Source organism: Leclercia sp. UBA7405 (assembly GCF_037152215.1).
Lineage (GTDB): Bacteria > Pseudomonadota > Gammaproteobacteria > Enterobacterales > Enterobacteriaceae > Enterobacter > Enterobacter pneumoniae.
Window position 1 is genome coordinate 132,418 of sequence record NZ_JBBCMR010000005.1, and the last position, 23,542, is coordinate 155,959.

Annotated in this window: 22 protein-coding genes; 10 read left to right on the forward strand and 12 right to left on the reverse strand. The window is 56.4% G+C overall.

The annotated features are described in order from the left end of the window. Positions 1-58 precede the first annotated feature (58 nt). Positions 59-742 (reverse strand): DNA utilization protein GntX, encoded by a 684-nt coding sequence (gntX, locus tag WFN75_RS19700; protein WP_046886769.1) that lies wholly within the window; start codon positions 740-742, stop codon positions 59-61. A 37-nt stretch (positions 743-779) separates the two neighbouring features. Between gntX and bioH the strand changes: the two genes are divergently transcribed. Further along, on the forward strand, positions 780-1,553 hold the full coding sequence (bioH, locus tag WFN75_RS19705) for a pimeloyl-ACP methyl ester esterase BioH (protein ID WP_336996698.1): 774 nt from the start codon (positions 780-782) through the stop codon (positions 1,551-1,553). A 112-nt stretch (positions 1,554-1,665) separates the two neighbouring features. Beyond that, entirely contained in the window at positions 1,666-1,935 is a 270-nt protein-coding gene (locus tag WFN75_RS19710) for a YdgH/BhsA/McbA-like domain containing protein (RefSeq protein ID WP_040078280.1), read from the forward strand. Between the two features lie 36 nt (positions 1,936-1,971). Here the strand turns inward: WFN75_RS19710 and feoC are convergent, their stop codons facing one another. From feoC to greB, 5 genes are all read right to left on the reverse strand, one after another. Then, on the reverse strand, positions 1,972-2,208 hold the full coding sequence (gene feoC / locus WFN75_RS19715; protein ID WP_286809566.1) for a [Fe-S]-dependent transcriptional repressor FeoC: 237 nt from the start codon (positions 2,206-2,208) through the stop codon (positions 1,972-1,974). Between the two features lie 10 nt (positions 2,209-2,218). Further along, the gene (feoB, locus tag WFN75_RS19720; protein ID WP_336996699.1) at positions 2,219-4,537 is read right to left on the reverse strand and encodes a Fe(2+) transporter permease subunit FeoB; all 2,319 of its coding nucleotides are present in this window, start codon (positions 4,535-4,537) and stop codon (positions 2,219-2,221) included. A gap of 30 nt (positions 4,538-4,567) precedes the next feature. Further along, positions 4,568-4,795 carry a ferrous iron transporter A gene (gene feoA / locus WFN75_RS19725; protein WP_040078283.1) on the reverse strand — a complete coding sequence of 76 codons (228 nt, stop codon included), beginning with the start codon at positions 4,793-4,795 and terminating at the stop codon, positions 4,568-4,570. Positions 4,796-5,098: 303 nt separating this feature from the next. Continuing rightward, on the reverse strand, positions 5,099-7,429 hold the full coding sequence (locus WFN75_RS19730; protein ID WP_233802575.1) for a Tex family protein: 2,331 nt from the start codon (positions 7,427-7,429) through the stop codon (positions 5,099-5,101). Between the two features lie 87 nt (positions 7,430-7,516). Beyond that, on the reverse strand, positions 7,517-7,990 hold the full coding sequence (greB, locus tag WFN75_RS19735) for a transcription elongation factor GreB (RefSeq protein ID WP_040078285.1): 474 nt from the start codon (positions 7,988-7,990) through the stop codon (positions 7,517-7,519). Positions 7,991-8,217: 227 nt separating this feature from the next. On the opposite strand from greB, the gene ompR reads away from it, so the two are divergent. Both ompR and envZ read left to right on the forward strand, forming a co-directional pair. After that, complete coding sequence (gene ompR, locus WFN75_RS19740) at positions 8,218-8,937, forward strand: osmolarity response regulator transcription factor OmpR (protein WP_001157751.1); 720 nt, start codon at positions 8,218-8,220, stop codon at positions 8,935-8,937. After that, on the forward strand, positions 8,934-10,280 hold the full coding sequence (gene envZ / locus WFN75_RS19745) for a two-component system sensor histidine kinase EnvZ (protein ID WP_046886764.1): 1,347 nt from the start codon (positions 8,934-8,936) through the stop codon (positions 10,278-10,280). Before ompR ends, envZ begins: the two co-directional genes overlap by 4 nt. A gap of 102 nt (positions 10,281-10,382) precedes the next feature. Here the strand turns inward: envZ and pckA are convergent, their stop codons facing one another. From pckA to WFN75_RS19770, 5 genes are all read right to left on the reverse strand, one after another. Further along, positions 10,383-11,999 (reverse strand): phosphoenolpyruvate carboxykinase (ATP), encoded by a 1,617-nt coding sequence (pckA, locus tag WFN75_RS19750; protein WP_263617449.1) that lies wholly within the window; start codon positions 11,997-11,999, stop codon positions 10,383-10,385. A 389-nt stretch (positions 12,000-12,388) separates the two neighbouring features. Continuing rightward, entirely contained in the window at positions 12,389-13,267 is an 879-nt protein-coding gene (hslO, locus tag WFN75_RS19755) for an Hsp33 family molecular chaperone HslO (RefSeq protein WP_040078654.1), read from the reverse strand. A gap of 23 nt (positions 13,268-13,290) precedes the next feature. Further along, complete coding sequence (hslR, locus tag WFN75_RS19760; RefSeq protein WP_040078288.1) at positions 13,291-13,692, reverse strand: ribosome-associated heat shock protein Hsp15; 402 nt, start codon at positions 13,690-13,692, stop codon at positions 13,291-13,293. Beyond that, positions 13,689-14,372 carry a GMP/IMP nucleotidase gene (yrfG, locus tag WFN75_RS19765; RefSeq protein ID WP_263617450.1) on the reverse strand — a complete coding sequence of 228 codons (684 nt, stop codon included), beginning with the start codon at positions 14,370-14,372 and terminating at the stop codon, positions 13,689-13,691. Before yrfG ends, hslR begins: the two co-directional genes overlap by 4 nt. A 66-nt stretch (positions 14,373-14,438) precedes the next feature. Further along, complete coding sequence (locus tag WFN75_RS19770) at positions 14,439-16,574, reverse strand: intracellular growth attenuator family protein (protein ID WP_046886762.1); 2,136 nt, start codon at positions 16,572-16,574, stop codon at positions 14,439-14,441. A 322-nt stretch (positions 16,575-16,896) separates the two neighbouring features. On the opposite strand from WFN75_RS19770, the gene nudE reads away from it, so the two are divergent. Then, a complete protein-coding gene (nudE, locus tag WFN75_RS19775; protein ID WP_263617451.1) occupies positions 16,897-17,457 on the forward strand; it encodes an ADP compounds hydrolase NudE in 561 nt (186 codons plus the stop codon). A gap of 47 nt (positions 17,458-17,504) precedes the next feature. On the opposite strand, the gene mrcA is transcribed toward nudE, so the two are convergent. Next, on the reverse strand, positions 17,505-20,057 hold the full coding sequence (gene mrcA, locus WFN75_RS19780) for a peptidoglycan glycosyltransferase/peptidoglycan DD-transpeptidase MrcA (protein ID WP_336996700.1): 2,553 nt from the start codon (positions 20,055-20,057) through the stop codon (positions 17,505-17,507). 120 nt (positions 20,058-20,177) lie between these two features. Here mrcA and WFN75_RS19785 point away from each other — a divergent pair, with 120 nt between their 5' ends. The 5 genes from WFN75_RS19785 to hofQ are packed head-to-tail and all read left to right on the forward strand — an operon-like array spanning position 20,178 to position 23,482. Then, positions 20,178-20,960 (forward strand): DNA utilization protein HofM, encoded by a 783-nt coding sequence (locus WFN75_RS19785; RefSeq protein ID WP_336996701.1) that lies wholly within the window; start codon positions 20,178-20,180, stop codon positions 20,958-20,960. Next, a complete protein-coding gene (locus WFN75_RS19790) occupies positions 20,957-21,496 on the forward strand; it encodes a PilN domain-containing protein (protein ID WP_336996702.1) in 540 nt (179 codons plus the stop codon). Before WFN75_RS19785 ends, WFN75_RS19790 begins: the two co-directional genes overlap by 4 nt. Further along, complete coding sequence (locus WFN75_RS19795) at positions 21,477-21,941, forward strand: HofO family protein (RefSeq protein ID WP_336996703.1); 465 nt, start codon at positions 21,477-21,479, stop codon at positions 21,939-21,941. Before WFN75_RS19790 ends, WFN75_RS19795 begins: the two co-directional genes overlap by 20 nt. Beyond that, complete coding sequence (locus tag WFN75_RS19800) at positions 21,931-22,302, forward strand: HofP DNA utilization family protein (protein WP_212478416.1); 372 nt, start codon at positions 21,931-21,933, stop codon at positions 22,300-22,302. Before WFN75_RS19795 ends, WFN75_RS19800 begins: the two co-directional genes overlap by 11 nt. Next, positions 22,247-23,482: a DNA uptake porin HofQ gene (hofQ, locus tag WFN75_RS19805; RefSeq protein WP_212478417.1), complete on the forward strand. Its 1,236-nt coding sequence runs from the start codon at positions 22,247-22,249 to the stop codon at positions 23,480-23,482. The genes WFN75_RS19800 and hofQ overlap by 56 nt, the downstream gene beginning before the upstream one ends. The last annotated feature ends 60 nt before the right edge of the window (positions 23,483-23,542 follow it).

Sequence of the window (23,542 nt, forward strand, 5' to 3'; positions counted from 1 at the left end):
AGCATTGGCCTAATAGTTGACTAAAATACCTGGTTATAATACGCCCAACCTGGGGGCGCTACAAGGTTCGACACAGACACCATACCTGAACCGAGGCCGCGCCGCTTCGCAAAAGCAGGCGGGATAGTTCAGCCACGGTCGTACCTGTTGTCACGACATCATCCACAATAGCGATATGGCGACCCGCCACCGGGAATTCAAGCTGAAACGCCTGCTTCAGGTTCTGCTTTCGCAATCTGGCGCTAAGCTGGTGCTGGGTAGCGGTGGGCCGGGTGCGTCGAAGGGCGGCGGGGTTGTAGTCACACTTGAGCCAGCGCGCCAGCGGACGGCAGAGCAGGTCGCTCTGGTTAAACCCGCGCCGCCAGTGACGCCGAGACCAGAGCGGCACGCTGACAATCATCTCCACCGGAGGCAGTGCCCGGGTGCGTCTGGCCCGCAATATTGCTAACAGCAACAGCCTTGCCAGCGGTTGCGCCAGCTGGCTGCGACGAGAAAATTTAAACTGATGTACCAGCCTGCTGACCGGGGGGATATAGGGACAGACTGCCACCAGTGCCTGCCAGGGCGGTGGCCTGCGCAGACAGCGTCCGCACGGCAGAAAAAGGCTGGATGCCGATAAGCCACACTGCGGACAGCATCCACGCTGTGGCGTAATGGCTTTCTCACAGACTGAGCAGATGCCCCAATGGCTCAGCATTAAGGGCATCCGACATAGCCAGCACAAGCCAGGCACTGTTAGCATAGCTCTCCTCCTTGTAGATAAAAGAGAACAGTAAGCGATGAAGAGTCTTTGGTGGCAGACCGTAGGCACAGGAAATTGTCATCTTGTGCTGCTGCACGGATGGGGGCTGAATGCCGAAGTATGGAATACAATTCGCGAGGAACTCGCCTCGCACTTTACCCTGCACTTGGTGGATCTGCCCGGTTTCGGCCGCAGCCGCGGCTATCAGGCCCTGACGCTGGAGGCGATGGCCGAAGAGGTTCTGGAACGTGCGCCGCAAAACGCGATCTGGCTCGGCTGGAGTCTGGGCGGGCTGGTGGCGAGCCAGATCGCACTGACGCACCCGACGCGCGTTCAGGCGCTGGTGACGGTGGCATCCTCGCCTTGCTTTAGCGCGCGTGAGGGGTGGCCGGGTATCAAACCCGAGGTGTTAGCCGGGTTCCAGCAACAGCTGAGTGACGATTTTCAGCGCACGGTAGAGCGTTTTCTGGCGCTACAAACCATGGGCACCGACACTGCTCGCCAGGATGCGCGCCTGCTCAAAAGCACCGTGCTGTCTTTGCCAATGCCCGACGTCAGCGTGCTGAACGGTGGACTGGAGATACTAAAAACGGTCGATCTGCGCGCGCCGCTGGCTGCGCTGGCGATGCCGCATCTGCGGATCTACGGCTACCTGGATGGGCTGGTACCGCGCAAGATCGTCCCCTTGCTGGATGCGCTATGGCCTGATAGCGCATCGCTGGTAATCCCTAAAGCGGCACATGCGCCGTTTGTCTCTCATCCCGCCGAATTTTGCGCCGCGCTGATTGCGCTACGTCAACGCATCGAATGATTGTTTTTTAATCCGCCTGGCAAAAGTCACGTGCCGCAACAATACTCAAGAAGTCGTTGCGGTTGTTCTGCCTACGACTATCAAAACAACAATTTCTTTGGGAGTTATGACTATGAAACTTGTTACAGGTATTGTTACATCTCTGGTTATCGGGTCACTTTCTTTTGGCGTCTTTGCGGCACAGGAGCTGGAAAAAGACAAAGCGAAAGAGATGAATTTGACCAAAGTCGGTGAGATTTCAACGTCTGACACCACGGCGCCAATGGACGCTAAAAAAGAGCTTTCACAGAAAGCGGACGAAATGGGCGGAAAATATTTTGTGGTTACCAGCGCCAATAAAGATACGAAAAACGTACGCGCAACCGCAGAAGTCTTTAAGTAAGCGAGGCGAGCCGGGCAGTGATGCCCGGCTTCCTGATTAACGCAGCGCCCACCACTCCCTGAGGCAGGCTTTCCCTTCGGGGCAACTTTTACAGCTGCCGGAGAGGCAATTGTCGCGCTCCTCCTGAATACGTATTGCTTTACCCATCGCCTCAAGACGGTGCAGCATGGCATCCACCAGCGCCTGCGGGGTATGCAGACGAAGACCGATCTGTTTCGCCTCCATTCTTCCCTGGAGCGCCAGTAAATCCCGAACGTCAATCATCGATGCCATATTGCGCTCCTTAGTGGCAACTTTCTGCCGGGCTGTCGCAGCAGTGAGCCGGCGTTTTACGTGTCGCCAGCAGGTTAATATCCACACGACTGCGCGCCCGGCGCAGCATGCCAAGCAGTACCACGTTGAACAATACCACCGCCAGAATAGAGACCAGGCTGAACTGCGGATGCTGGCTGAAATTGACCGTCTGATAGAAGAGCGTAGAGAGCGAATAAGCGATGTTCAGCCCCCACAGTACGGAGAAGCCCATCCAGCCGCGGCTGGACTCGCGGGCAATCGCCCCCATAACCGAGATGCACGGAATATAGAGCAGAACGAAGATCAGATAGCTGTAGGCGGCCGAGGCGCTGCCGAATTTCTCGCTCATCACGCCCATGGCGCCGGTCGCCATTTCACCGTCGCCTTTGCTGGCTTCGATGGGGTTGGCCAGCACGCTCAGGCTGAAGGTCTCTTTCAGGCTCTGCCAGGTTTCATCCACGGCGCTGTACAGCTCGTCACCGAGGTGAAATTCCGCCGGGTTAAAGGCCTCTTCCTGAATGTTTTCGGCGGTGTAGAGCGTGTTCAGTGTTCCGACGACCACCTCTTTAGCCATCGCACCGGTAAACAGCCCAACGGTGGCCTGCCAGTTATCCTCATGCACGCCGATGGGTTTGAACAGCGGCGTGATGACGCGGCTGACGGAGGCCAGCGCGGAGTCGTTGATGTTATCGGCCGCTTTTCCGCTGAGGGTGAAGCTATTCAGGGCGCTAAGGAAAATACTGACCACCACGATCACTTTACCGGCGCGCACCACGAAGCCTTTAAGACGCTGCCAGGTTTGAATCAACAGGCTTTTCAGGTGCGGGACGTGGTAGACCGGCAACTCCATTACGAAGGGCGACGCTTCGCCACGCATAATGGTGTGCTTCAGCATCAGGCCGGTAAGAATAGCCATCACAATCCCGAGCACGTACAGCGAGAAGACCACCAGCGCTCCCTGCTGGCCGAAGAACGCCGCCGCAAAGACGGCGAAAATCGCCAGACGCGCGCCGCAGGACATAAAGGGTGCCATCATGATGGTCATCAGACGTTCACGTGGCGCATCCAGGGTTCGCGCCCCCATTACCGACGGGACGTTACAGCCGAAGCCGACAATCAGCGGCACGAAGGATTTGCCCGGCAGACCCAGCGCCTGCATCAGACGGTCCATCACAAAAGCCGCGCGGGCCATGTAGCCAGAGTCCTCCAGGAATGAGAGGAACAGATACATCATGCCAATCTGGGGAACCAGCGGCAGAACAGTGTTGATCCCGCCGCCAATCCCCTGGGCGAGGAAAATGGTCAGCCATTCGGGGAAGTGCAGGGTGTAGCCGAGCCATTGCAAACCGTGAATGAAGATTGCCACCGAGCCGACGTCAAACAGCGGTTGCAGCGCCCCGCCAATGTTGATTGCCAGCAAGAACATCAAATACATCACCAGCAGGAAGACAGGCAGACCGAGGAAGCGGTTGAGGATAATGCGATCTACCGCAGCGGTGAAGCGGCTGGGCTCAGCGGTCAGGGTATTGCTAACCACTTCGCAGACGGCGGCGATACTCTGATAGCGGGCATCGGCGATATGCAGGGCCGGGTCATCCAGCTCTTCGCTGAGATGGGCCAGCGACGCCTCCAGTTTTTGGGCGGCATTGCCGGCAAAGGCGCGGCTGTAGATATCTCCTTCCAGCATCTGCAGACCAAGCCAGCGGCGCTGTTTTTGCGGCATCGTCGGGTCCATGAATTGCGCCAGCCGATCGGCTTCGCGCAGCAGCGGGCGAGGGTAGTGCACCAGCTCAAGGTCACTATTCTTCTGGTGACGGTCAATGGCCAGCTTCAGGGCATCGATACCACGACCACGGGTAGAGATAAGCGGCACCACCGGGCAGCCGAGACGCGCGGCCAGCGCGTCGATATCGATGCGGACTTTCTGTTTCTCCGAAATATCGAGCATGTTCAGCGCCACCACGCAGGGGATCCCAAGCTCCAGCAGCTGTAATGTCAGATAGAGATTGCGCTCGAGGTTAGAGGCATCCACCACGTTAATCAGTAAATCCGCATCGCCGCTCAAAATATAGTGACAAGCTATTTGTTCATCGAGCGAGGTTTGCGACGAGATAGTGGTAAGAGAATAGGTACCCGGCAGGTCAACCAGCGTGACATTATTATCCGTCGTCGAAAATTGTCCCTCTTTTCGTTCAACCGTAACGCCCGCCCAGTTTCCCACGCGCTGACGTGCGCCAGTTAATTGATTAAATAATGTGGTCTTGCCGGAATTTGGATTGCCAATTAAGCCAATGGTTAATTTATTCATTTTTCAAAACTCGTGGTGACGGCTGGCGGATTATTGAGGCATGGCTTCGACTTCAATGAATGCGAGATCTTTTTTGCGCAGCACCAGGTTCACCCGGCGCGTCTCGATATGTATGGGATCGCCCAGAGGTGCTACCCGCACGACCTGGAACGAGGACCCCGGCAACATGCCCAATGACAGGAGTTTCTGTCGATAAGCCGGGCTGATTTCACGCGTGAATCCGGTGATCTTCCATGCACTGTCTGGAGTGAATTGCATAGTGCCTACTTACACTGAGGTGAAATAATAAACAGATGCAATGATAATGAGAATGGTTACTACCAGCAATATTCAAACTGTGACGAAATGTGCATAGCGCTATTAATTTGCGGGCTGTTTGACCTTGCTCAATATTTAATGAATATTCGATTCGTGGGAAAAATGACTTATTTGTTAATGGAGTGATAAATTACAGTTTAATAATGGATGTGCAATCGGTTTCAGAATGAAATAAAGGGTGAGGAATAAAACGATACTATTACAGGATTAAATACCCTCTCCGGCTGGAGAGGGTAAAGAGGTTTAGCGTTTTTTACCCATGGCTGCCGCCAGGGCATCCATCATCGCGCTATTACCCGCCGGCTGTGCATCACGCCCGCGCGGTTTCGCCGCTTTGGCTGCCGGACGCTGCTGATCGCGAGCGCCGCCGCCGTTGCCACGGCGCGCGTTGGTCTCGCCCGGCTGCTCATCCAGACGCATGGTCAGGGCGATACGCTTGCGCTGCAGATCCACTTCCAGCACCTTCACTTTCACGATGTCGCCCGCTTTGACCACGGTGTGCGGGTCTTCCACGAACTTATCGGCCAGCGAAGAGATGTGAACCAGGCCATCCTGATGGACGCCAATATCAACAAACGCGCCAAAGTTGGTGACGTTGGTTACCGCGCCTTCCAGCACCATGCCCGGCAGCAGGTCGTTCATGGTCTCGACGCCGTCGGCAAAGGTAGCGGTTTTGAATTCAGGACGCGGGTCGCGGCCCGGTTTTTCCAGCTCTTTGATGATGTCGGTGACCGTCGGCACGCCGAACTGCTCGTCGGTGAAATCGACGGCCTTCAGGTTGCGCAGCGCGCTGTTGTCGCCCATCAGATCTTTCAGCGCCTGCTGGGTGGCGGCCAGAATACGTTCCACAACCGGGTAGGCTTCCGGGTGAACGGTGGAGGCATCGAGCGGGTTGTCGCCGTGGTTAATACGCAGGAAGCCCGCGCACTGCTCAAAAGCTTTCGGCCCCAGGCGGCTGACCTTCAGTAACTGCTGACGATTCTGGAACTGGCCGTTCTCGTCACGCCAGGCGACGATGTTTTGCGCCATCATGCGGGTTAAGCCTGCCACGCGGGTCAGAAGAGGAACCGAGGCGGTGTTCAGGTCTACGCCAACGGCGTTTACACAGTCTTCCACCACCGCATCCAGCTTACGCGCCAGCTGCGTCTGGCTGACGTCGTGTTGATACTGGCCCACGCCGATGGATTTCGGGTCAATCTTCACCAGCTCCGCCAGCGGATCCTGCAGACGACGGGCGATAGAGACCGCACCGCGAAGAGAAACGTCCAGATCCGGGAACTCCTGGGCCGCCAGTTCAGATGCGGAATAGACGGAGGCGCCCGCCTCGCTGACGATCACTTTCTGCGCCGTCACTTTCGGGAACTGCTTCTGCACGTCAAGGTAGAAACGCTCGGTTTCACGCGACGCCGTGCCGTTGCCAATCGCCACCAGCTCGACGTTATATTTCTCGCACAGGGCGGCCACCGCAACGGCGGCTTTCGCGGCCTGGCCGGTATGTGGATAGATGGTATCGGTGGCAACCAGCTTGCCGGTGCCGTCAACCACGGCCACTTTCACGCCGGTACGCAGACCCGGATCGAGACCCATGGTCGCGCGCAAGCCAGCAGGCGCAGCCATCAGCAGGTCGTGCAGGTTACGGGCGAAGACGTTGATCGCCTCGTCTTCCGCGCGTTCGCGCACGGTGCCCATCAGTTCGGTTTCGAGGTGCATTAAGATCTTGATGCGCCAGGTCCAGCTCACCACGTTTTTGCGCCAGCTGTCCGCCGGGGCGTTGTTCAGGCGAAGATTGAGGTGATCGGCAATGATCTGCTCGCAATGGCTCTCTTTTGGCGGCTCGTCAAACTGCGGGTCAGCATTCAGGGAGAGTTGCAGCACGCCTTCGTTGCGGCCGCGGAACATCGCCAGCGCACGGTGAGAAGGGGCGGTAGCGATCGGCTCATGGTGATCGAAGTAGTCGCGGAATTTCGCGCCTTCTTCTTCTTTACCTGCCACCACGGTGGCCACAATGTGGGCATTCTTCCAGAGATAATCACGCACTTTGGCGAGCAGGGCGGCATCTTCGGCAAAACGCTCCATCAGAATGTAGCGTGCTCCGTCGAGCGCGGCCTTGGTATCTGCCACCCCTTTGTCGGCGTCGATAAATTTGGCGGCTTCTGTTTCCGGGTCATGCGAGGGGTCGTTCCACAGCAGATCGGCCAGCGGCTCCAGGCCCGCTTCAATCGCAATCTGCCCGCGCGTGCGGCGCTTCGGTTTGTAGGGCAGATAGAGATCTTCTAATTCCGTTTTGCTCAGGGTGCCATTGATGGCTTTTTCCAGATCGCTGGTCAGCTTGCCCTGTTCGCCGATGGATTTCAGGATCGCCTGACGTCGGTCTTCCAGTTCGCGAAGGTAGCCCAGACGGGTCTCCAGGTTACGCAACTGGGTATCATCCAGGCCGCCGGTGACTTCCTTACGATAACGTGCAATAAACGGCACGGTGTTCCCTTCGTCAAGCAGGCGAACGGCAGCTTCTACCTGTTCGGCTCTGGCCTGAATATCACCCGCAATAATGCGGCAGAGCGACTCTTTCATCATGATTGGTTCATCTTGTGGATCAAAAATCAGGGGGATAGTTATACGGGCTGGCACCGCAAAATGCCAGCCGGGGAGGGTGCTCTCGGACTATTTAACGTACTGGATCTCATTCACGTACCAGCTCGCTTCACCCGCAGGGGTGTGGACGATGGCGATATCCCCTACCTCTTTTTTCAACAGCGCGCGGGCCATGGGGGAGTCGATGGAGATGTAATCCTTACGACCAAAAATTTCATCGTAGCCGACAATGCGAAAACGCTTGAGATCGCCGTCGTCATTTTCAATTTCAACCCAGGCGCCAAAGAAGACTTTGCCCTCCTGCTGGGGGGAGTAATCGACGATTTTCAGGTTCTCCAGGCATTTGGTCAGGTAACGCACCCGGCGGTCGATTTCGCGTAACCGCTTTTTGTTGTACTGGTAGTCCGCATTTTCACTGCGATCGCCCAGGCTAGCCGCCCAGGTCACTTTTTTAGTCACTTCCGGGCGCTCTTCGCGCCACAGGGTATCCAGCTCTTTCTTGAGGTTCTCATACCCTTCGCGGGTGATCAGGGGCGTTTTCATCATCTTGCCTTACTACCTGGCCTGTCTCATTTACGCACATTAGGTATCACTGAGCGTAACAGACAGGATTAATAATGATTTATGTGATGGATTATGCAGATAAGCTGCTGTTAAATATGCTTTGTAACAATTTCGACTAGAATTTATACCAGAATTAGCTGGTCGTAGACGCGCACTTTTTTAGAATACGTTCTTCAAGAGTATCCGAACCTTTGGGAGTACACACAATGCAAGAGAATTATAAGATTCTGGTGGTAGATGACGACATGCGCCTGCGCGCGCTGCTTGAGCGTTATCTGACCGAGCAGGGCTTCCAGGTTCGTAGCGTAGCCAACGCCGAACAGATGGACCGCCTGCTGACCCGTGAATCCTTCCACCTGATGGTACTGGATCTGATGTTACCGGGCGAAGATGGCCTGTCTATTTGCCGCCGTCTGCGCAGTCAAAGCAACCCGATGCCAATCATTATGGTGACGGCGAAAGGGGAAGAAGTTGACCGTATCGTAGGGCTGGAGATCGGCGCCGACGACTACATTCCAAAACCGTTTAACCCGCGCGAACTGCTGGCGCGTATCCGCGCGGTGCTGCGCCGCCAGGCGAACGAACTGCCGGGTGCGCCTTCTCAGGAAGAGGCGGTGATCGCTTTCGGTAAGTTCAAGCTTAACCTCGGCACCCGCGAGATGTTCCGCGAAGATGAGCCAATGCCGCTCACCAGCGGTGAGTTCGCGGTTCTGAAAGCGCTGGTCAGCCACCCGCGTGAGCCGCTCTCGCGCGATAAGCTGATGAACCTGGCGCGTGGCCGCGAATATTCCGCCATGGAGCGCTCCATCGACGTGCAGATCTCTCGCCTGCGTCGCATGGTGGAAGAAGATCCCGCGCATCCGCGCTATATCCAGACCGTCTGGGGCCTGGGCTACGTATTTGTGCCGGACGGCTCTAAAGCATGAGGCGAATGCGTTTCTCGCCGCGAAGCTCGTTTGCCCGCACCCTGTTATTGATCGTCACCTTGCTGTTCGTCAGCCTGGTGACGACCTATCTGGTGGTGCTGAACTTTGCGATTCTGCCTAGTCTTCAACAGTTTAATAAGGTTCTGGCGTACGAAGTCCGTATGCTGATGACCGATAAACTGCAGCTGGAAGATGGCACCCAGCTGGTGGTTCCACCGGCATTCCGCCGTGAAATTTACCGGGAGCTGGGAATATCGCTCTATTCAAACGAAGCGGCGGAAGACGCAGGCCTGCGCTGGGCCCAGCACTATGAATTTCTCAGCCAGCAGATGGCGCAGCAGTTGGGTGGCCCGACGGAAGTGCGCGTCGAGGTTAACAAAAGCTCGCCGGTCGTCTGGCTGAAAACCTGGTTGTCACCCAATATCTGGGTGCGCGTACCGCTCACCGAAATCCACCAGGGCGACTTCTCGCCGCTGTTCCGTTACACCCTGGCCATTATGCTGCTGGCGATAGGCGGCGCATGGCTATTCATCCGTATACAAAACCGACCCCTGGTCGACCTGGAGCATGCTGCGCTGCAGGTCGGTAGAGGGATTATTCCGCCGCCGCTGCGTGAATATGGCGCATCGGAAGTGCGGTCGGTAACCCGTGCCTTTAACCATATGGCGGCAGGGGTGAAGCAACTGGCGGATGACCGAACGCTATTGATGGCGGGTGTCAGCCATGATCTGCGAACGCCGCTTACGCGCATCCGTCTGGCGACAGAGATGATGGGCGAAGAGGACGGATATCTCGCCGAGTCGATTAATAAAGACATCGAAGAGTGCAATGCCATTATCGAGCAGTTCATTGACTACCTGCGTACCGGGCAGGAGATGCCCATGGAGATGGCCGATCTGAACGCGGTGCTGGGTGAAGTGGTGGCAGCAGAGAGTGGTTATGAACGCGAAATCGAAACCGCGATGCAGCCAGGCGAAATTCAGGTGCGTATGCACCCGCTCTCCATCAAACGCGCTATCGCCAATATGGTGGTGAACGCTGCCCGCTATGGTAATGGCTGGATCAGAGTGAGCAGCGGTTCTGAACTGAACCGCGCCTGGTTCCAGGTAGAGGATGACGGCCCGGGCATTAAACCTGAGCAGCGTAAGCACCTGTTTCAGCCGTTTGTGCGTGGCGACAGTGCCCGTAGCACGAGCGGGACCGGTCTTGGCCTGGCGATTGTGCAGCGTATTGTTGATAACCATAACGGCCTGCTGGAGATTGGTACCAGTGAGCGGGGCGGGTTGAGCATTCGTGCCTGGTTACCGGTGCCGGTTACGCGAGGGCAGGTGAAAGAGAGTTAGATCTTGAAGGTGCGGTCTGATGCCCTCACCGCGGCCCTCTCCCACGGGGAGAGAAAGAAAACATGAAAAAAGGCAACGTTCGTTGCCTTTTTACTTTTACCTTTACTTGGGTCCCGCACTCACCAGCGCAGCGCCCGCCGGGGTATCGGTATACTTCTCGAAGTTCTCAATAAACAGCTTCGCCAGCGATTGCGCTTTTTCTTGCCACTGCTCCGGTGAGCCGTAGGTATTACGCGGATCGAGAATGCGCGTCTCTACGCCCGGCAGCGCCGTTGGGATGGCCAGATCAAACATCGGCAACGTAAAGGTTTCCGCGTCATCCAGCGAACCATTCAGAATGGCGTCGATAATGGCGCGGGTATCTTTAATCGAGATACGCTTGCCGGTGCCGTTCCAGCCGGTATTTACCAGGTACGCCTGCGCACCGGCTGCCTGCATGCGCTTCACCAGCACTTCGGCATACTGCGTTGGGTGCAGAGAGAGAAACGCTGCGCCAAAACAGGCCGAGAAGGTCGGGGTCGGCTCGGTGACGCCACGTTCGGTACCTGCCAGCTTGGCGGTAAAGCCCGAAAGGAAGTGATACTGAGTCTGGCTCGCGGTCAGACGAGATACCGGCGGCAGTACGCCAAACGCATCGGCAGTAAGGAAGATGACCTTCGTGGCATGACCCGCTTTCGATACCGGCTTCACAATATTGTCGATATGGTAAATCGGGTAACTTACACGGGTGTTTTCGGTTTTTGACGCATCGTCAAAATCGACGCTACCGTCGGCACGGACGGTAACGTTCTCCAGCAGCGCGTCGCGACGGATGGCCTGATAGATATCCGGCTCCGCTTCGGGAGAGAGACGAATGGTCTTGGCATAGCACCCGCCTTCGAAGTTAAACACGCCGTCATCATCCCAGCCATGTTCATCATCGCCAATCAGACGGCGCTTCGGATCGGTGGAGAGGGTCGTCTTTCCAGTGCCGGAAAGGCCGAAGAAGACCGCCACGTCACCCTTCTCGCCCACGTTAGCCGAGCAGTGCATAGAGGCAATGCCTTTCAGCGGCAGCAGGTAGTTCATGACCGAGAACATCCCTTTTTTCATTTCGCCGCCGTACCATGTTCCGCCAATCAGCTGAATACGCTCCGTGAGGTTGAATGCCACAAAGTTCTCGGAATTCAGCCCCTGCTCTTTCCACTGCGGGTTGGTGCACTTCGCGCCGTTCATCACGATAAAGTCAGGTTCGAAATCCTGTAATTCTTCATCGGTCGGGCGGATAAACATGTTTTTGACGAAATGTGCCTGCCAGGCCACCTCAGTGATAAAGCGCACCGAGAGACGGGTATCGGCATTGGCACCACAGAAAGCGTCGATAATAAACAGGCGCTTGCCAGAAAGTTGATGGGTGACCAGCGATTTCAGATGCTGCCAGGTTTCAGGGGAAAGCGGTTTGTTGTCGTTTTTCCCTTTACCGTTATCTGCCCACCACAGGGTGTCACGGGTCGTGTCGTCACGGACAATATACTTATCTTTTGGCGAACGGCCGGTAAAGATACCGGTATCAACGGCGATAGCGCCGGTATTCGTTAATATCCCGCGTTCGTAGCCTTCCAGTGCCGGATTAAGCTCTTCCTGATACAGCGTATCGTAATCGGGGTTATAAACGATTTCCTGGACGTCGTGAATACCATAAGCCTTGAGATCTTGCGGGGTTAAACTTTTAACGCGCATGTCACTGCTCCTTAGCCAATATGTACTGCCTAAAATTGTAGGGTTTTTCTGAGTTTGTTGACCGCGACGGGGCTCATAGATTTACGTATCCGGACAAAACCCTTTTAACGGAAAACGCTGTAACTCCTGTCACTCCGCGGCACAGATTATGGCAGGATTCATTTTTTGGTTGGAGAAAATGTTCCTAAAAGGTTAAGAGGTGGTGATTTAATCCAAAAGAATGTGAATGTAATCGCATACATGAAAGTAAATTACGTAATACTTACAGAATGGAAAGTGATTCGCATAACGTAAACGAAGAGAAAAAGATGAGTCAGGCTGGGGAGCGCGGGAAAAGGGGAGCGAGAAGAAGATGAACTGCCCTGCAGAGAGGGCAGTTCATAACAGGATTAGTGAACTTGCGGATCCGCCGGAGAGGCGTTATTACGAATTTCTGCTATATCCATGGCGTTAAAGACATAGTGTGAACCGCAGTAATCGCAGTTCATATCGATCTCACCGTCTTCCGCCAGAATGCTGTCGATCTCTTCATCCGGCAGCGTTTTCAGTGCGCCTGCACAGCGTTCACGGGAACAGGTGCACTTGAACTCTACATCCTGTGGATCGTAAAGCGTGACCTCTTCTTCGTGATACAAACGCCACAGTACATCATTCGCGGGTAGCGTCAGCAGCTCTTCCGCTTTGATGGTTTCGGTAAGCGTGGCCAGGTGTTCGAAATCATCGCCCTGCGCATTCTGCGCTGGCAGTACCTGCAGCAGCATACCGCCCGCGGCGGGTTTACCTTCTACTTCGCCGGTACGGATAAACAGACGAGTAGGTAACTGCTCGGAGCGCATAAAGTAATCTTCCAGGCAGGCGGCCAGGGTATCGCCTTCCAGACCTACCACGCCCTGATAGCGTTCGCCCTCTTCCGGGGTGATGGTGATCACCAGGAAGCCGTTGCCGACCAGCGTTTTCAGGTCTGCACCTTCCGGGATGTCGCCCTGCACGCGCGCAACGCCGCGCATTTGCTGCTGGTTATTACCGTTAATCACGGCCAGGTTCATTGGCCCGTCACCCTGCAACTGCACGGTAATGTCGCCCGCGAACTTCAGCGTGGCGGTGAGCAGGCTGGTGGCAACCAGCAGCTCGCCAAGAAGGGTTTTCACTGGCAGCGGATAGTTGTGGTTTTCCAGAATCTGCTGCCAGGTTTCAGATACAGTCACCAGCTCGCCGCGAACAGCAAATTGCTCAAACAGATAGCGGTGTAATTGGTCGTGTTGGGCCATAGTTTTCTCTCGTTTAACGACGATTACTCATTTTCGCCGTATTTAAATTTTATCAGGTTGCGGCGCTCTTTCTTGTCCGGTCGCCTGTCGGGATGCGGCATGGTCAGGGCATTCAGCTTGCGCGCCTGCGCCGTTTTTTCGCGTTTCTCGATGCTTTCTGCGGTCTCTTCATAGAGCAACACAGCTTCGGTCGCGGGTCGACGTTGTTCAGTGATGGCTTTGATCACCACCGTTCGCTCGTCATTTCCCTGACGCAGCGTCAGGGTGGCATTCAGTTCAACAATCTTGCTGGGCTTAGCGCGCTGTCCGTTGTAGTGCACTTTGCCGCCGTCAACCATCTCGCGGGCCAGGGCGCGCGTTTTATAAAAACGGGCAGCCCACAGCCATTTATCCAGTCTTACCCCATCAGAGGGTTTTTCTTTCATGGCGTCTCCTTCACGCTGAGTGAGGGGATCATCCGGCGATAATCGTTCAGTCCCGGATGGCGCAGGTAGCTTTTTTCTGCCAGACCAGAATCAGGATTGGTCACACCCAGACAATAACGGATACCAAATTGCGCGGCGGCATCCAGAATCGGCTCACTGTCGTCAATGAACAGCGTTCTTTCAGGCTGCAATCCGGTTTGCTCAGCCACCGCCTGCCACAAACGCTGATCCTCTTTCGGATAACCAAATGTGTGGGTGGAAAGTAATAAATCAAGGTGCGAGGCCAGTCCGGTATGTTCCAGCTTCACGGCCAGGTTATGCGGATGCGCATTCGTCAGCAAGATGCGTCGCTTGCCGCACGCTTTCAACGCCTCCAGGAAAGGAACCGTGTCTTCACGCAGTATCGCGCGTGCCCCCTGGGCGGTGGTCATCGCGCAGATATCCAGACCGAGGCGCTCGCTCCAGTAATCCAGGCAGTACCAGTTTAGCGTATGCTGCACGGCATGATACTGCTGACGAATATAATCCTGGGCTTCTGCCGGAGTGATGCCCTGCTGCGCGCCGTAAGTTTCGGGCACCAGCTTTTGCCAGAAATAGTTATCAAACGCGAGGTCGAGCAGCGTGCCGTCCATATCCAGCAGGACGGTATCAACGTCCTGCCAGGTGATATCAAGGTGCATGAGGGGGGACTCTCCAGCCAGAAGAAAGATGCGCGACAGGGTAGCACATCTTGTCGCGCAGCAGCGTTATCCGATCAGGCTTTCAGGAGAGGGAATGAGCTTCGGATTAAGGCAATTATCATAGTACTGCTGGATTTCATCCAGACGAGTGCGCGAGCGCTGATAGCGGCGCAGCGCCAGGAAACCATTCCAGATAATACAGACAGCCAACGCTAACATCAGCAGGGTGGTGGAGATATAGCGCCAGAGCCCTGCGCTATCCGGCATACGATGCAGATCAACATGGCGGGTGCCGTTGGCATCGGTAAAGATACCGGTGACAATCCCCTCCGCGCTGAACGGCGTTTGCATCAGCATCTGCGCCAGGCGCTGGAACTCGCCCCACTGTTCCTGAGGCGGATAGTCATACAACGCCACCGGTGGATAGGGTTGATCGACCAGATCGGTGCCTTCATCGCTGATAATGATAAAGCCACCGGGAGCCGGGCTGTTCAGCGCCTGCGCTGCACGGGAGGTTTCACGTATCACGAACGGCGCGGTGGAGGTCGCTACCAGATTATCGAGAGACTCCGCACTGACCGGGCGCAATAGTACGTTCACGCCATCCAGTCGGCCGGCGCTGGCACGTTTGACCAGCGTTTCCCAGTCTTTACTGTTACCCAGATTCACCAGCGCATTTTTTAGCCTCACGCACTCATCCTGCGCTGAACAGAGATCCTGCGTTTTCATCACGATGTCGCCGAAGTCATCCAACAGCACCATGCCTGATTTCTGAATGGCCGAGCGGAGCGCCGGGCTAACGCGAGAGTTCGTGTCTGGTTTCGGGTGGAGCTGGTTGCTCAGCGCCTCGGTTAACGCAACGGCTTTGTTAACGGTGTCGGACTCCGGCAGCGGCAGCGGCGGGGCGTCATTCCAGATAAGTTGTGAGCAGTCAAACGGCGTGAACGGCGAGTTCTGTCGGGTCGTCCAGGTGCCAGGCGCGTGGATGTTACACATTCCTGTTCCTTTCAGACGCAGGGTGTCACCCACGCGGATACCTGCTTCTTCAAGCTGTTTTACGCTGGTGGCCTCAACGGTTTGCGCCCCTTTAATCCATGACAGGGTGAATTTGAGCGGCATATCCAGCGGCACCAGGAAAAACAACATCGCCAGCACAATGGCGGCGCCGCCCGCAATGACGGTACTACGCAGCCAGTGCTGGAGGGGGAAGTTTTTTACTTCATCGTGCAGGGATAAATAGCGCCCCTGGCGCACGACGTGCCTGTCGAGATAGATATCAATATCGGTTTTTTGTCCGATGTCCTGGGCAATCCACTGCTGCCAGTGACGGGGATAAATCAGGTCGATAATACCGAGCGAAATATTGATATGGTCCTGATCGGTCTCGCCAAACAGACCCCAGCGTTTTGGCGTACCGCGCAGGCAATGAATTTCACGCAGGGTATTTTTCGCTGGCGGGGCAAAAAGCCCCCATAAACCGGCAGCCAGCAGCAGAACACCGCCGCCAGCCAGCCAGGGAGCAAACACGTCTGGCGTAACCAGGCAGAAGAAGAACAGCAGGAAAGAGGCCACAATCAGTACCGCTTCGCGGATCCCGTCCGGGCGGCTTAAGGCATACTCTTCGTGCGTCTCCTGTCGGATATTAAGCAACTCGATTTGCTCGGTCTCTTCACCGCGGATAGAGGCCTGGGTAGCGCTGACATGTTCCAGCGCAAAGCGAGGCGCTTCCTGCACATACTCACCAATGGTGTGGCCGTTAAGGGCAATCACCAGTGGAATGGAGTCGGTCTGAATCAGTTCAACGCTGTTTTCATCATTGATGTACTGCTCCCAGAACGGCGGCAGGTGGACTTCGGCAGAGTCCAGGTAATAACGCCACTTGTTGGGATCGTCAGTGGTAATGCCGTAGCGGGTAATAGAACGTGTTACGCAAAGCACGGTATTGCTTTGCGCATTCAGAGTAAGGGAAACCGGTGCCGCGCTGGCGCCTGTAGGACCTGGCGTTAGCTGAATGCGGTTAAAGGCGTCGAGATATTGCTCAACGGCACTGCGCTCTTCGGCAGTGAGTTTACGCGTGCCTGCGCCAGCAAACGCATTTAAAAAGGGCAGTCGATACTGACGTTTTGCCCGACGCCTGTACACCCACCCTGCAATCATTGCGCAGGCCAGCATAGCAGCGATAAAAAACAAAATGGTGCTCATGCTTTCCCCATCTTACTTATTTTACAGGTGTAATCAGTTGCACCTTTTACAATGAATGAGAATCTGTGTTCGGCTATCGGCATGTGTGGAGTCAAACTTGAGCAATTTGAAACGCGTCCCAGTGATCCGTCATGATAGCAAAGGCAATCTATGGCGGATATCAGCAAATTCCTGGACATATTTCAACCTCTTGACTTTCAGTTTGAAATAAGGGATGAATCCCTATAAGTTGCATAAATGTAAATACAGAGCGATGAACATTGCCGAACCCGTGCGGCATATCGCACAATGACGTGAGTCCACTCAGCAAAGACCCCCCAATATGAGCAAACCATTACAAAAGCCCACGATTCTGAATGTTGAAACTGTCGCCAGGTCGCGTCTGTTTAATGTCGAAAGCGTGGATCTGGAATTCAGCAACGGCGTGCGCCGCGTCTATGAACGTATGCGTCCGTCCACGCGCGAAGCGGTAATGATTGTTCCGATTATTGACGATCATCTGATTCTGATCCGCGAATATGCGGTAGGTACAGAGTCTTATGAACTGGGGTTCTCGAAAGGGCTTATCGACCCGGGTGAATCTGTCTTTGAGGCAGCAAACCGTGAGTTGAAAGAAGAGGTGGGTTTTGGTGCGAAGGATCTCACGTTCCTGAAAAAACTGAGCATGGCGCCGTCCTACTTCTCAAGCAAAATGAATATTGTTCTGGCAGAAGATCTCTACCCGGAGTGGCTGGAGGGCGACGAGCCCGAGCCGCTGCCGCAGGTACACTGGCCGCTGGCGCATCTGATGGATCTGCTGGAAGAGCCTGATTTCAATGAAGCGCGCAACGTCAGTGCGTTGTTCCTGGTGAGGGAATGGCTAAAAGGACAGGGGCGGTTGTAATCGCTTATAAAAAAATAGCCCGGCGAGCCGGGCTATTTTTATGGCTGTCAGAACAGCTCGTGCGTTTCGCCGTTATCAATTAGCGTTGTACCTACCTCGTGCACAGCCTGCTGCGTTGGCTGGGTGCCCTCAATAAAGAACTCTTCACGACTGTTGCCGCCGTTCGCTAACTGACCGGTGCTGCGGTCGATATTCACCGTGATCACGCCTGGCGGCGGGGTCAGAGGTTGTTCCGGTACGCCGTCCAGGGCCACTTTCATATAGGCATCCCACGCTGGCTGAGCACTCTTCGCCCCGCCTTCGTAGCCCGAGATCTGATCCTTAATGGCGCCAGAGGCAGTGGTACGGCCCAAATCACGGCGGTGATCGTCAAAGCCGATCCAGACGGAGGTCACCACCCCCGGGCCGTAGCCGGAGAACCACGCATCTTTCGAACTGTTGGTGGTACCGGTTTTTCCGCCGATATCTCGACGCTGTAAATCACGTCCTGCACGCCAGCCTGTGCCCTGCCAGCCCGGCTCACCAAAGATATTGGTGTTGAGCGCGCTTTTAATCAGGAAGGAGAGCGGGGTGTTGATGACGTGCGGAGCGTACTCCTGCGCACCCACCTGCGACACCAGCGCCTGGTTAGCCTGCTCGAGCTTCGGCATTGGCACGGTGGCATTTTGCTGCTCCTGCGACACGGCAACATCTTCCATATCTTTGCCTTCCAGCACGTCAGACTTCGGCGTGTTGCCATAAATCACCGGAATATCACACTCCGGGCAGGCAATTTTAGGCTTCGCTTCAAAAATGACGCCGCCCTGATCGTTCTCGATTTTGCTGATGAAGTACGGATCGACAAGGAAACCGCCGTTCGCCATCACCGCATAACCGCGCGCCACCTGCAGCGGCGTAAAGGAGGCGGAGCCCAGCGCCAGCGATTCGGTATGGACAATGTTCTGTGCCGGGAAACCGAAACGCTGAAGGTACTCAGCGGCATAATCCACGCCCATGGCACGCATCGCACGCACCATCACCACGTTCTTCGACTGACCCAGCCCCTGACGCAGGCGAATAGGCCCGGAATATTCCGCCGGGGAGTTTTTCGGACGCCAGTCGGAACCGGCACCGGCATCCCAGCGAGAAATCGGCACGTCGTTCAGAATACTGGCGAGCGTCAATCCTTTATCCATCGCCGCAGTATAGAGGAATGGCTTGATATTCGAGCCGACCTGGCGCAGCGCCTGGGTTGCACGGTTGAATTTGCTCTGGTTGAAATCGAAGCCACCTACCAGCGCCAGCACGGCACCGTTGTGGGGATCGATTGAGACCAGCGCAGAGTTGACGTCCGGAACCTGTGCCAGCCACCAGCTGTCTCCAACCTGGCGGATCCAGATCTGCTGGCCCGCCTGGACGGCATCGGTCACTTTGCGTGGCGTTGGGCCCTGTGCGGTATCAGAGCGGTACGGACGCGCCCAGCGGATCCCTTCCATACGCAGTGACACTGAGGTGCCGTCGGCCATCATCGCCGTGGCCTCTTGCGGGTTGGCGCTGGTCACGACTGCGGCGATAAGCGGGCCATACGTCGGCAGCGTTTTCAGGGAATCCGTGATTTTTTTGCTATCCCAGGCCGCTTCACCCACCTTCCACAGGACGTTCGACGGGCCACGGTAACCGTGGCGCATATCGTAATCCATGACGTTATTACGCACGGCCTGCTGCGCACTCTGCTGCACTTTGCGGGTGATGGTGGTGTATATACGATAGCCATCTTCGTACGCCTGCTCGCCGTAGCGGGAAACCATCTCCTGACGCACCATCTCGGTGAGATAAGGGGCCGAGAAGGCGATTTCCGGGGCGTGATAGTTGGCGTTAATCACCTCGTTACGCGCCTGCTCGTACTGCGTCTGGCTGATATAGCCTTCGCTCAACATACGCGACAGCACCACGTTACGACGGGCAGTTGCGCGCTCCAGCGAGTAGAGCGGGTTAAAGGTTGACGGCGCCTTCGGCAGGCCGGCAATGGTCGCCATTTCGCTTAACGTCAATTGATCGATCGACTTACCAAAATAGACCTGAGCCGCAGCCCCCACGCCATAGGCGCGATAGCCGAGATAGATCTTATTGAGGTAAAGCTCAAGGATCTCGTCCTTGTTCAGCAGTTGTTCTATGCGGATCGCCAGGAACACTTCTTTGATCTTTCGTATCAGCGTCTTTTCAGGGCTGAGGAAGAAGTTACGCGCAAGCTGCTGGGTAATGGTACTTGCACCCTGAGACGCATGGCCTGAGAACATCGCGACGCTGGCGGCACGGAAAATCCCCACCGGGTCAACGCCATGGTGCTCATAAAAACGGCTGTCTTCCGTTGCGATGAACGCTTTCACCATCACCGGCGGAATCTGATCTAAGGTCAGCGGGATACGGCGCTTCTCACCGTATTGAGCAATGAGCTCGCCATCAGCGCTATAGACCTGCATGGGGATTTGGAGTCGCACATCGCGCAGCGTGGCAACATCAGGTAGCTGGGGCTCTACATATTTGTACAAACCAATAATCGAGCCTGCTCCAAGCAGAATGCAACAGACTGCAAGGATCAATAAATACTTTACGAACTTCACCGGAGATTTCCCATTTAGTTGGACCTGGGCAGTTTCTAAACAATCGCGCGGTAGTATAAAGGCAAGCCTGGATCATTGATATAGCCGTCATCCCCGGCGGTGATAAGGAGATCGTGAAACATGGCGTTCAAAACATGGCGAACAGGCCTGCATATTCAACAGGATAAGGTGCTTGCCGTCGCACTGGTCAAGGAGAAGGCGGGCTGGGGTTTACGCCGCTGGTGGCAGATCCCGCTGGTGCCTGGCATCATCCGCGACGGGCAAATTTTGCAACCCCAACAGCTGGTAACCGCGCTGGGGGAGTGGCGTAGGCTGCTACCTCAGCAGCATCAGATTTTCCTCGCGTTCCCTGCTTCCCGTACCCTGCAGCGCACCCTGCCGCGCCCGGAAATGACCCTGCGTGAAAACGAGCAGGTGGACTGGATTCACACAGCCATCAGTCGTGAACTGGAGATGGCTCCCGATGCGCTACGCTTCGACTACACCGAAGACACCTTCAGCCACGCTTTTCACGTCACTGCGGCGCAAAACAGAGAGATTGCGACGCTACTGGATCTGGCAGTGGCGTTACGGCTGCGGCTGACAACCATTACCCCCGATGCAGGTGCGCTGGCGCATTTTCTTCCCTGGCTCAGCTTGCCGGCCCAGTGCATCGCCTGGCGCGACAAGGATCAATGGCTATGGGCGATGCGCCACCAGTGGGGGCGGCGAACGCTGGCCGAGGCGCAGACGCCAGATCGGCTGGCGGCCCTGCTGGCGCTGCAGCCAGAGGAGATCGTCTGCTGTGGTAGCGATAGCTTCGACCCCTGGGCAACGCTCTCTTATTGCCAGCCTCCGCTACCAGAAAATGGTGGAGAATTTAGCGTAGCGCTGGCGCTGGCCATGGGGGAGGGCGCCCGGTGAGAACCGCCAATTTACTGCCCTGGCGCCAGAGCCGGCAGCGCCACTGTGTGCGCTTCTGGGGACTGCTGTTTACCGGTTCACTGTTTCTGGTCCTGTCGCTGTACCTGAGCGGACGGGCCAGCCATTTCGCTTCTTTGCCAGCATCCCAGCAGTGGCGCGACAGCAACCTGACGCTAAAGCAGGCGCTCGAACAGCGCAAAAAACAGTGGCTGGCGATGCAGAATCAGCGCCAGCAGCGGCAACGCTGGGAGCAGCAAAAAGCCGCCACTCGCGACTGGCAGCAGGTGCTCATCACCCTTTCAGAAACTCTGCCCGCGCAGGCATGGCTTACCCGTCTGCGCTTTCAGCAATCCACGCTCTACCTGACCGGTTTCACCTCCACGCCAGGCGCCCTGAACCGGCTGGAGCGCGCGCTTGCGGCATTTCCCGGTTTCCTGCTCAAGCCCGCAGGCGAGATGCGACAGGATGCGCAGGGACGCTGGCAGTTTAGCTACGCCCTGAGTAAGCGGGAGGCGAATGATGCCGGTCCCCTTTGAGCGCTGGTACGCGCTTACGCCGCGCGGGCGATGCGCCGTCTGGCTGGCCAGTTCCCTGTTGTTGCTATTGGGGTGGTGGCTCTCGTTTTACCGCCCAGCCCAACAACAGCTCATTTCGCTGGAGGCGCAGCGACAACGTGAAGCGGCTTCTCACCGTGCTATGTGGTCTGCGGCGAGAAAACTCTTTCCGCCTCCGGCTGAGGCAATCAACTCTCCCGCTCAGCCTTTTACCCCGCTGGCGTTCAACGTCAATGGCCTGCGTCTGGTGCGCTGGCAACCGGCTGCGGCAGGTGGGGAACTGGTCCTGGATGCCGCCTGGGCAGCGATCCCCGCGCTCTTCAGCTTGCTGGCCCAGCGTGATGTGACGGTGGCGAGCTTTAGCGTTGCGCCAGAGCAGCAAAGTTTACAGGTGGTTTTGCAACTGGAGCGCCAGAATGCGGGGTAGGAGGATAGGGTGGCTGCTTATCAGCCTGCCCCTGTTGCTGGGCATGCGCGACCCGTTTCAGCCGCCGCTGTCGAACTGCCCCAACGGCAAAACGGGCGAATGGCGCTATTCAGGGGTAGTGAGTGGAAAGAGGCCGCTCGGCATTATACGGGATGCGAATGGCCGCTGGCTTCGCGTGCGGGACGGTGAAACGCTGCCCACCGGCTGGCGAGTGCTGGCATTTAATGAGAAAGAACTCGTCATCGATACCTTAGCTGCGTGTGAACCGCAGCACTGGCGATGGCCACGAGAAGGAACAACAAAAAATGAGAACAGGGATCGTCGCGCTATTACTGATCTGCACGCCGCCGCTGATGGCTAAGCCCACAACCATCAGCCTGGTGGTGGACGAGGTACCCGTCGCGCAGGTCCTGCAAGCGCTGGCCGAGCAGGAAAACCGCAATCTGATCATCTCTCCCGAGGTGGCGGGCAAGGTATCCCTACGGCTGACGGACGTGCCGTGGCGCCAGGCAATCCAGACGGTGGTGAACAGCGCCGGGCTGGTACTGCGGGAAGAGAACGGCATTTATTTCGTTCATACCGCTGTATGGCAGCAACAACAGCAGGCGGGCAAGGAGGCTGAGCGCAATAAAAGGGCCCAGAACGCTCCGCTGGAAGCGCGTAGCATCCCCCTCTCCTATGCGGATGCCAGCGATCTGCAGGCTGCGGCGGAGAAACTGCTCAGTGCCAGGGGGACGCTGGCGGTGGACAAACGCACCAACCGGCTGCTGGTTCGTGATAGCCGGGCAGTCCTAGAGTCAATATCGCGCTGGGTTGAGCAGATGGATCTGCCCGTGGCACAGGTTGAACTGGCCGCGCATATTGTCACCATCAGCGAAAAGAGCCTGCGTGAGCTGGGGGTAAAGTGGAACCTGGCGGAAGCGCAGCAGGCGGGTAAACCCGGCCAGCTCACCACGCTGAACAGCGAGCTGGCGGTCGCCAATGCTACCGGGCGGCTGGGATTCAATATCGGGCGGATTAATGGTCGGCTGCTGGATATTGAGCTCTCTGCGCTGGAGCAGAAACAGCAGCTGGAGATCATTGCCAGCCCACGACTATTGGCCTCGCATATGCAGCCTGCCAGCATCAAACAGGGCAGTGAGATCCCGTATCAGGTCTCCAGCGGAGAGAGCGGTGCCACCTCGGTAGAATTTAAAGAGGCGGTGCTGGGGATGGAGGTGACGCCCGTGGTACTGGCCAACGGACGCGTGCGTTTAAAACTGCGGATCAGCGAAAATACCCCAGGCCAGGTATTGCAACAGGCGGAGGGGGAAACGCTGGCGATCGATAAGCAAGAGATTGAAACCCAGGTCGAAGTCAAAAGCGGTGAAACGCTGGCGCTAGGCGGCATTTTTTCGCAGAAGCATAAAACCGGCAGTCAACGGGTTCCGGGGCTGGGAGGGCTTCCGTTGTTAGGGCAGCTATTTCGCCATGACGGAAAAGAGAGAGAGCGCCGGGAGCTGGTGGTTTTTATTACGCCTCGTCTGGTGACGACGCGCTAACAGGTAACGATCCCCGTAGTGATTTTGCATTCAGTTTGTTGCAGATGTTTGACGTGGGGC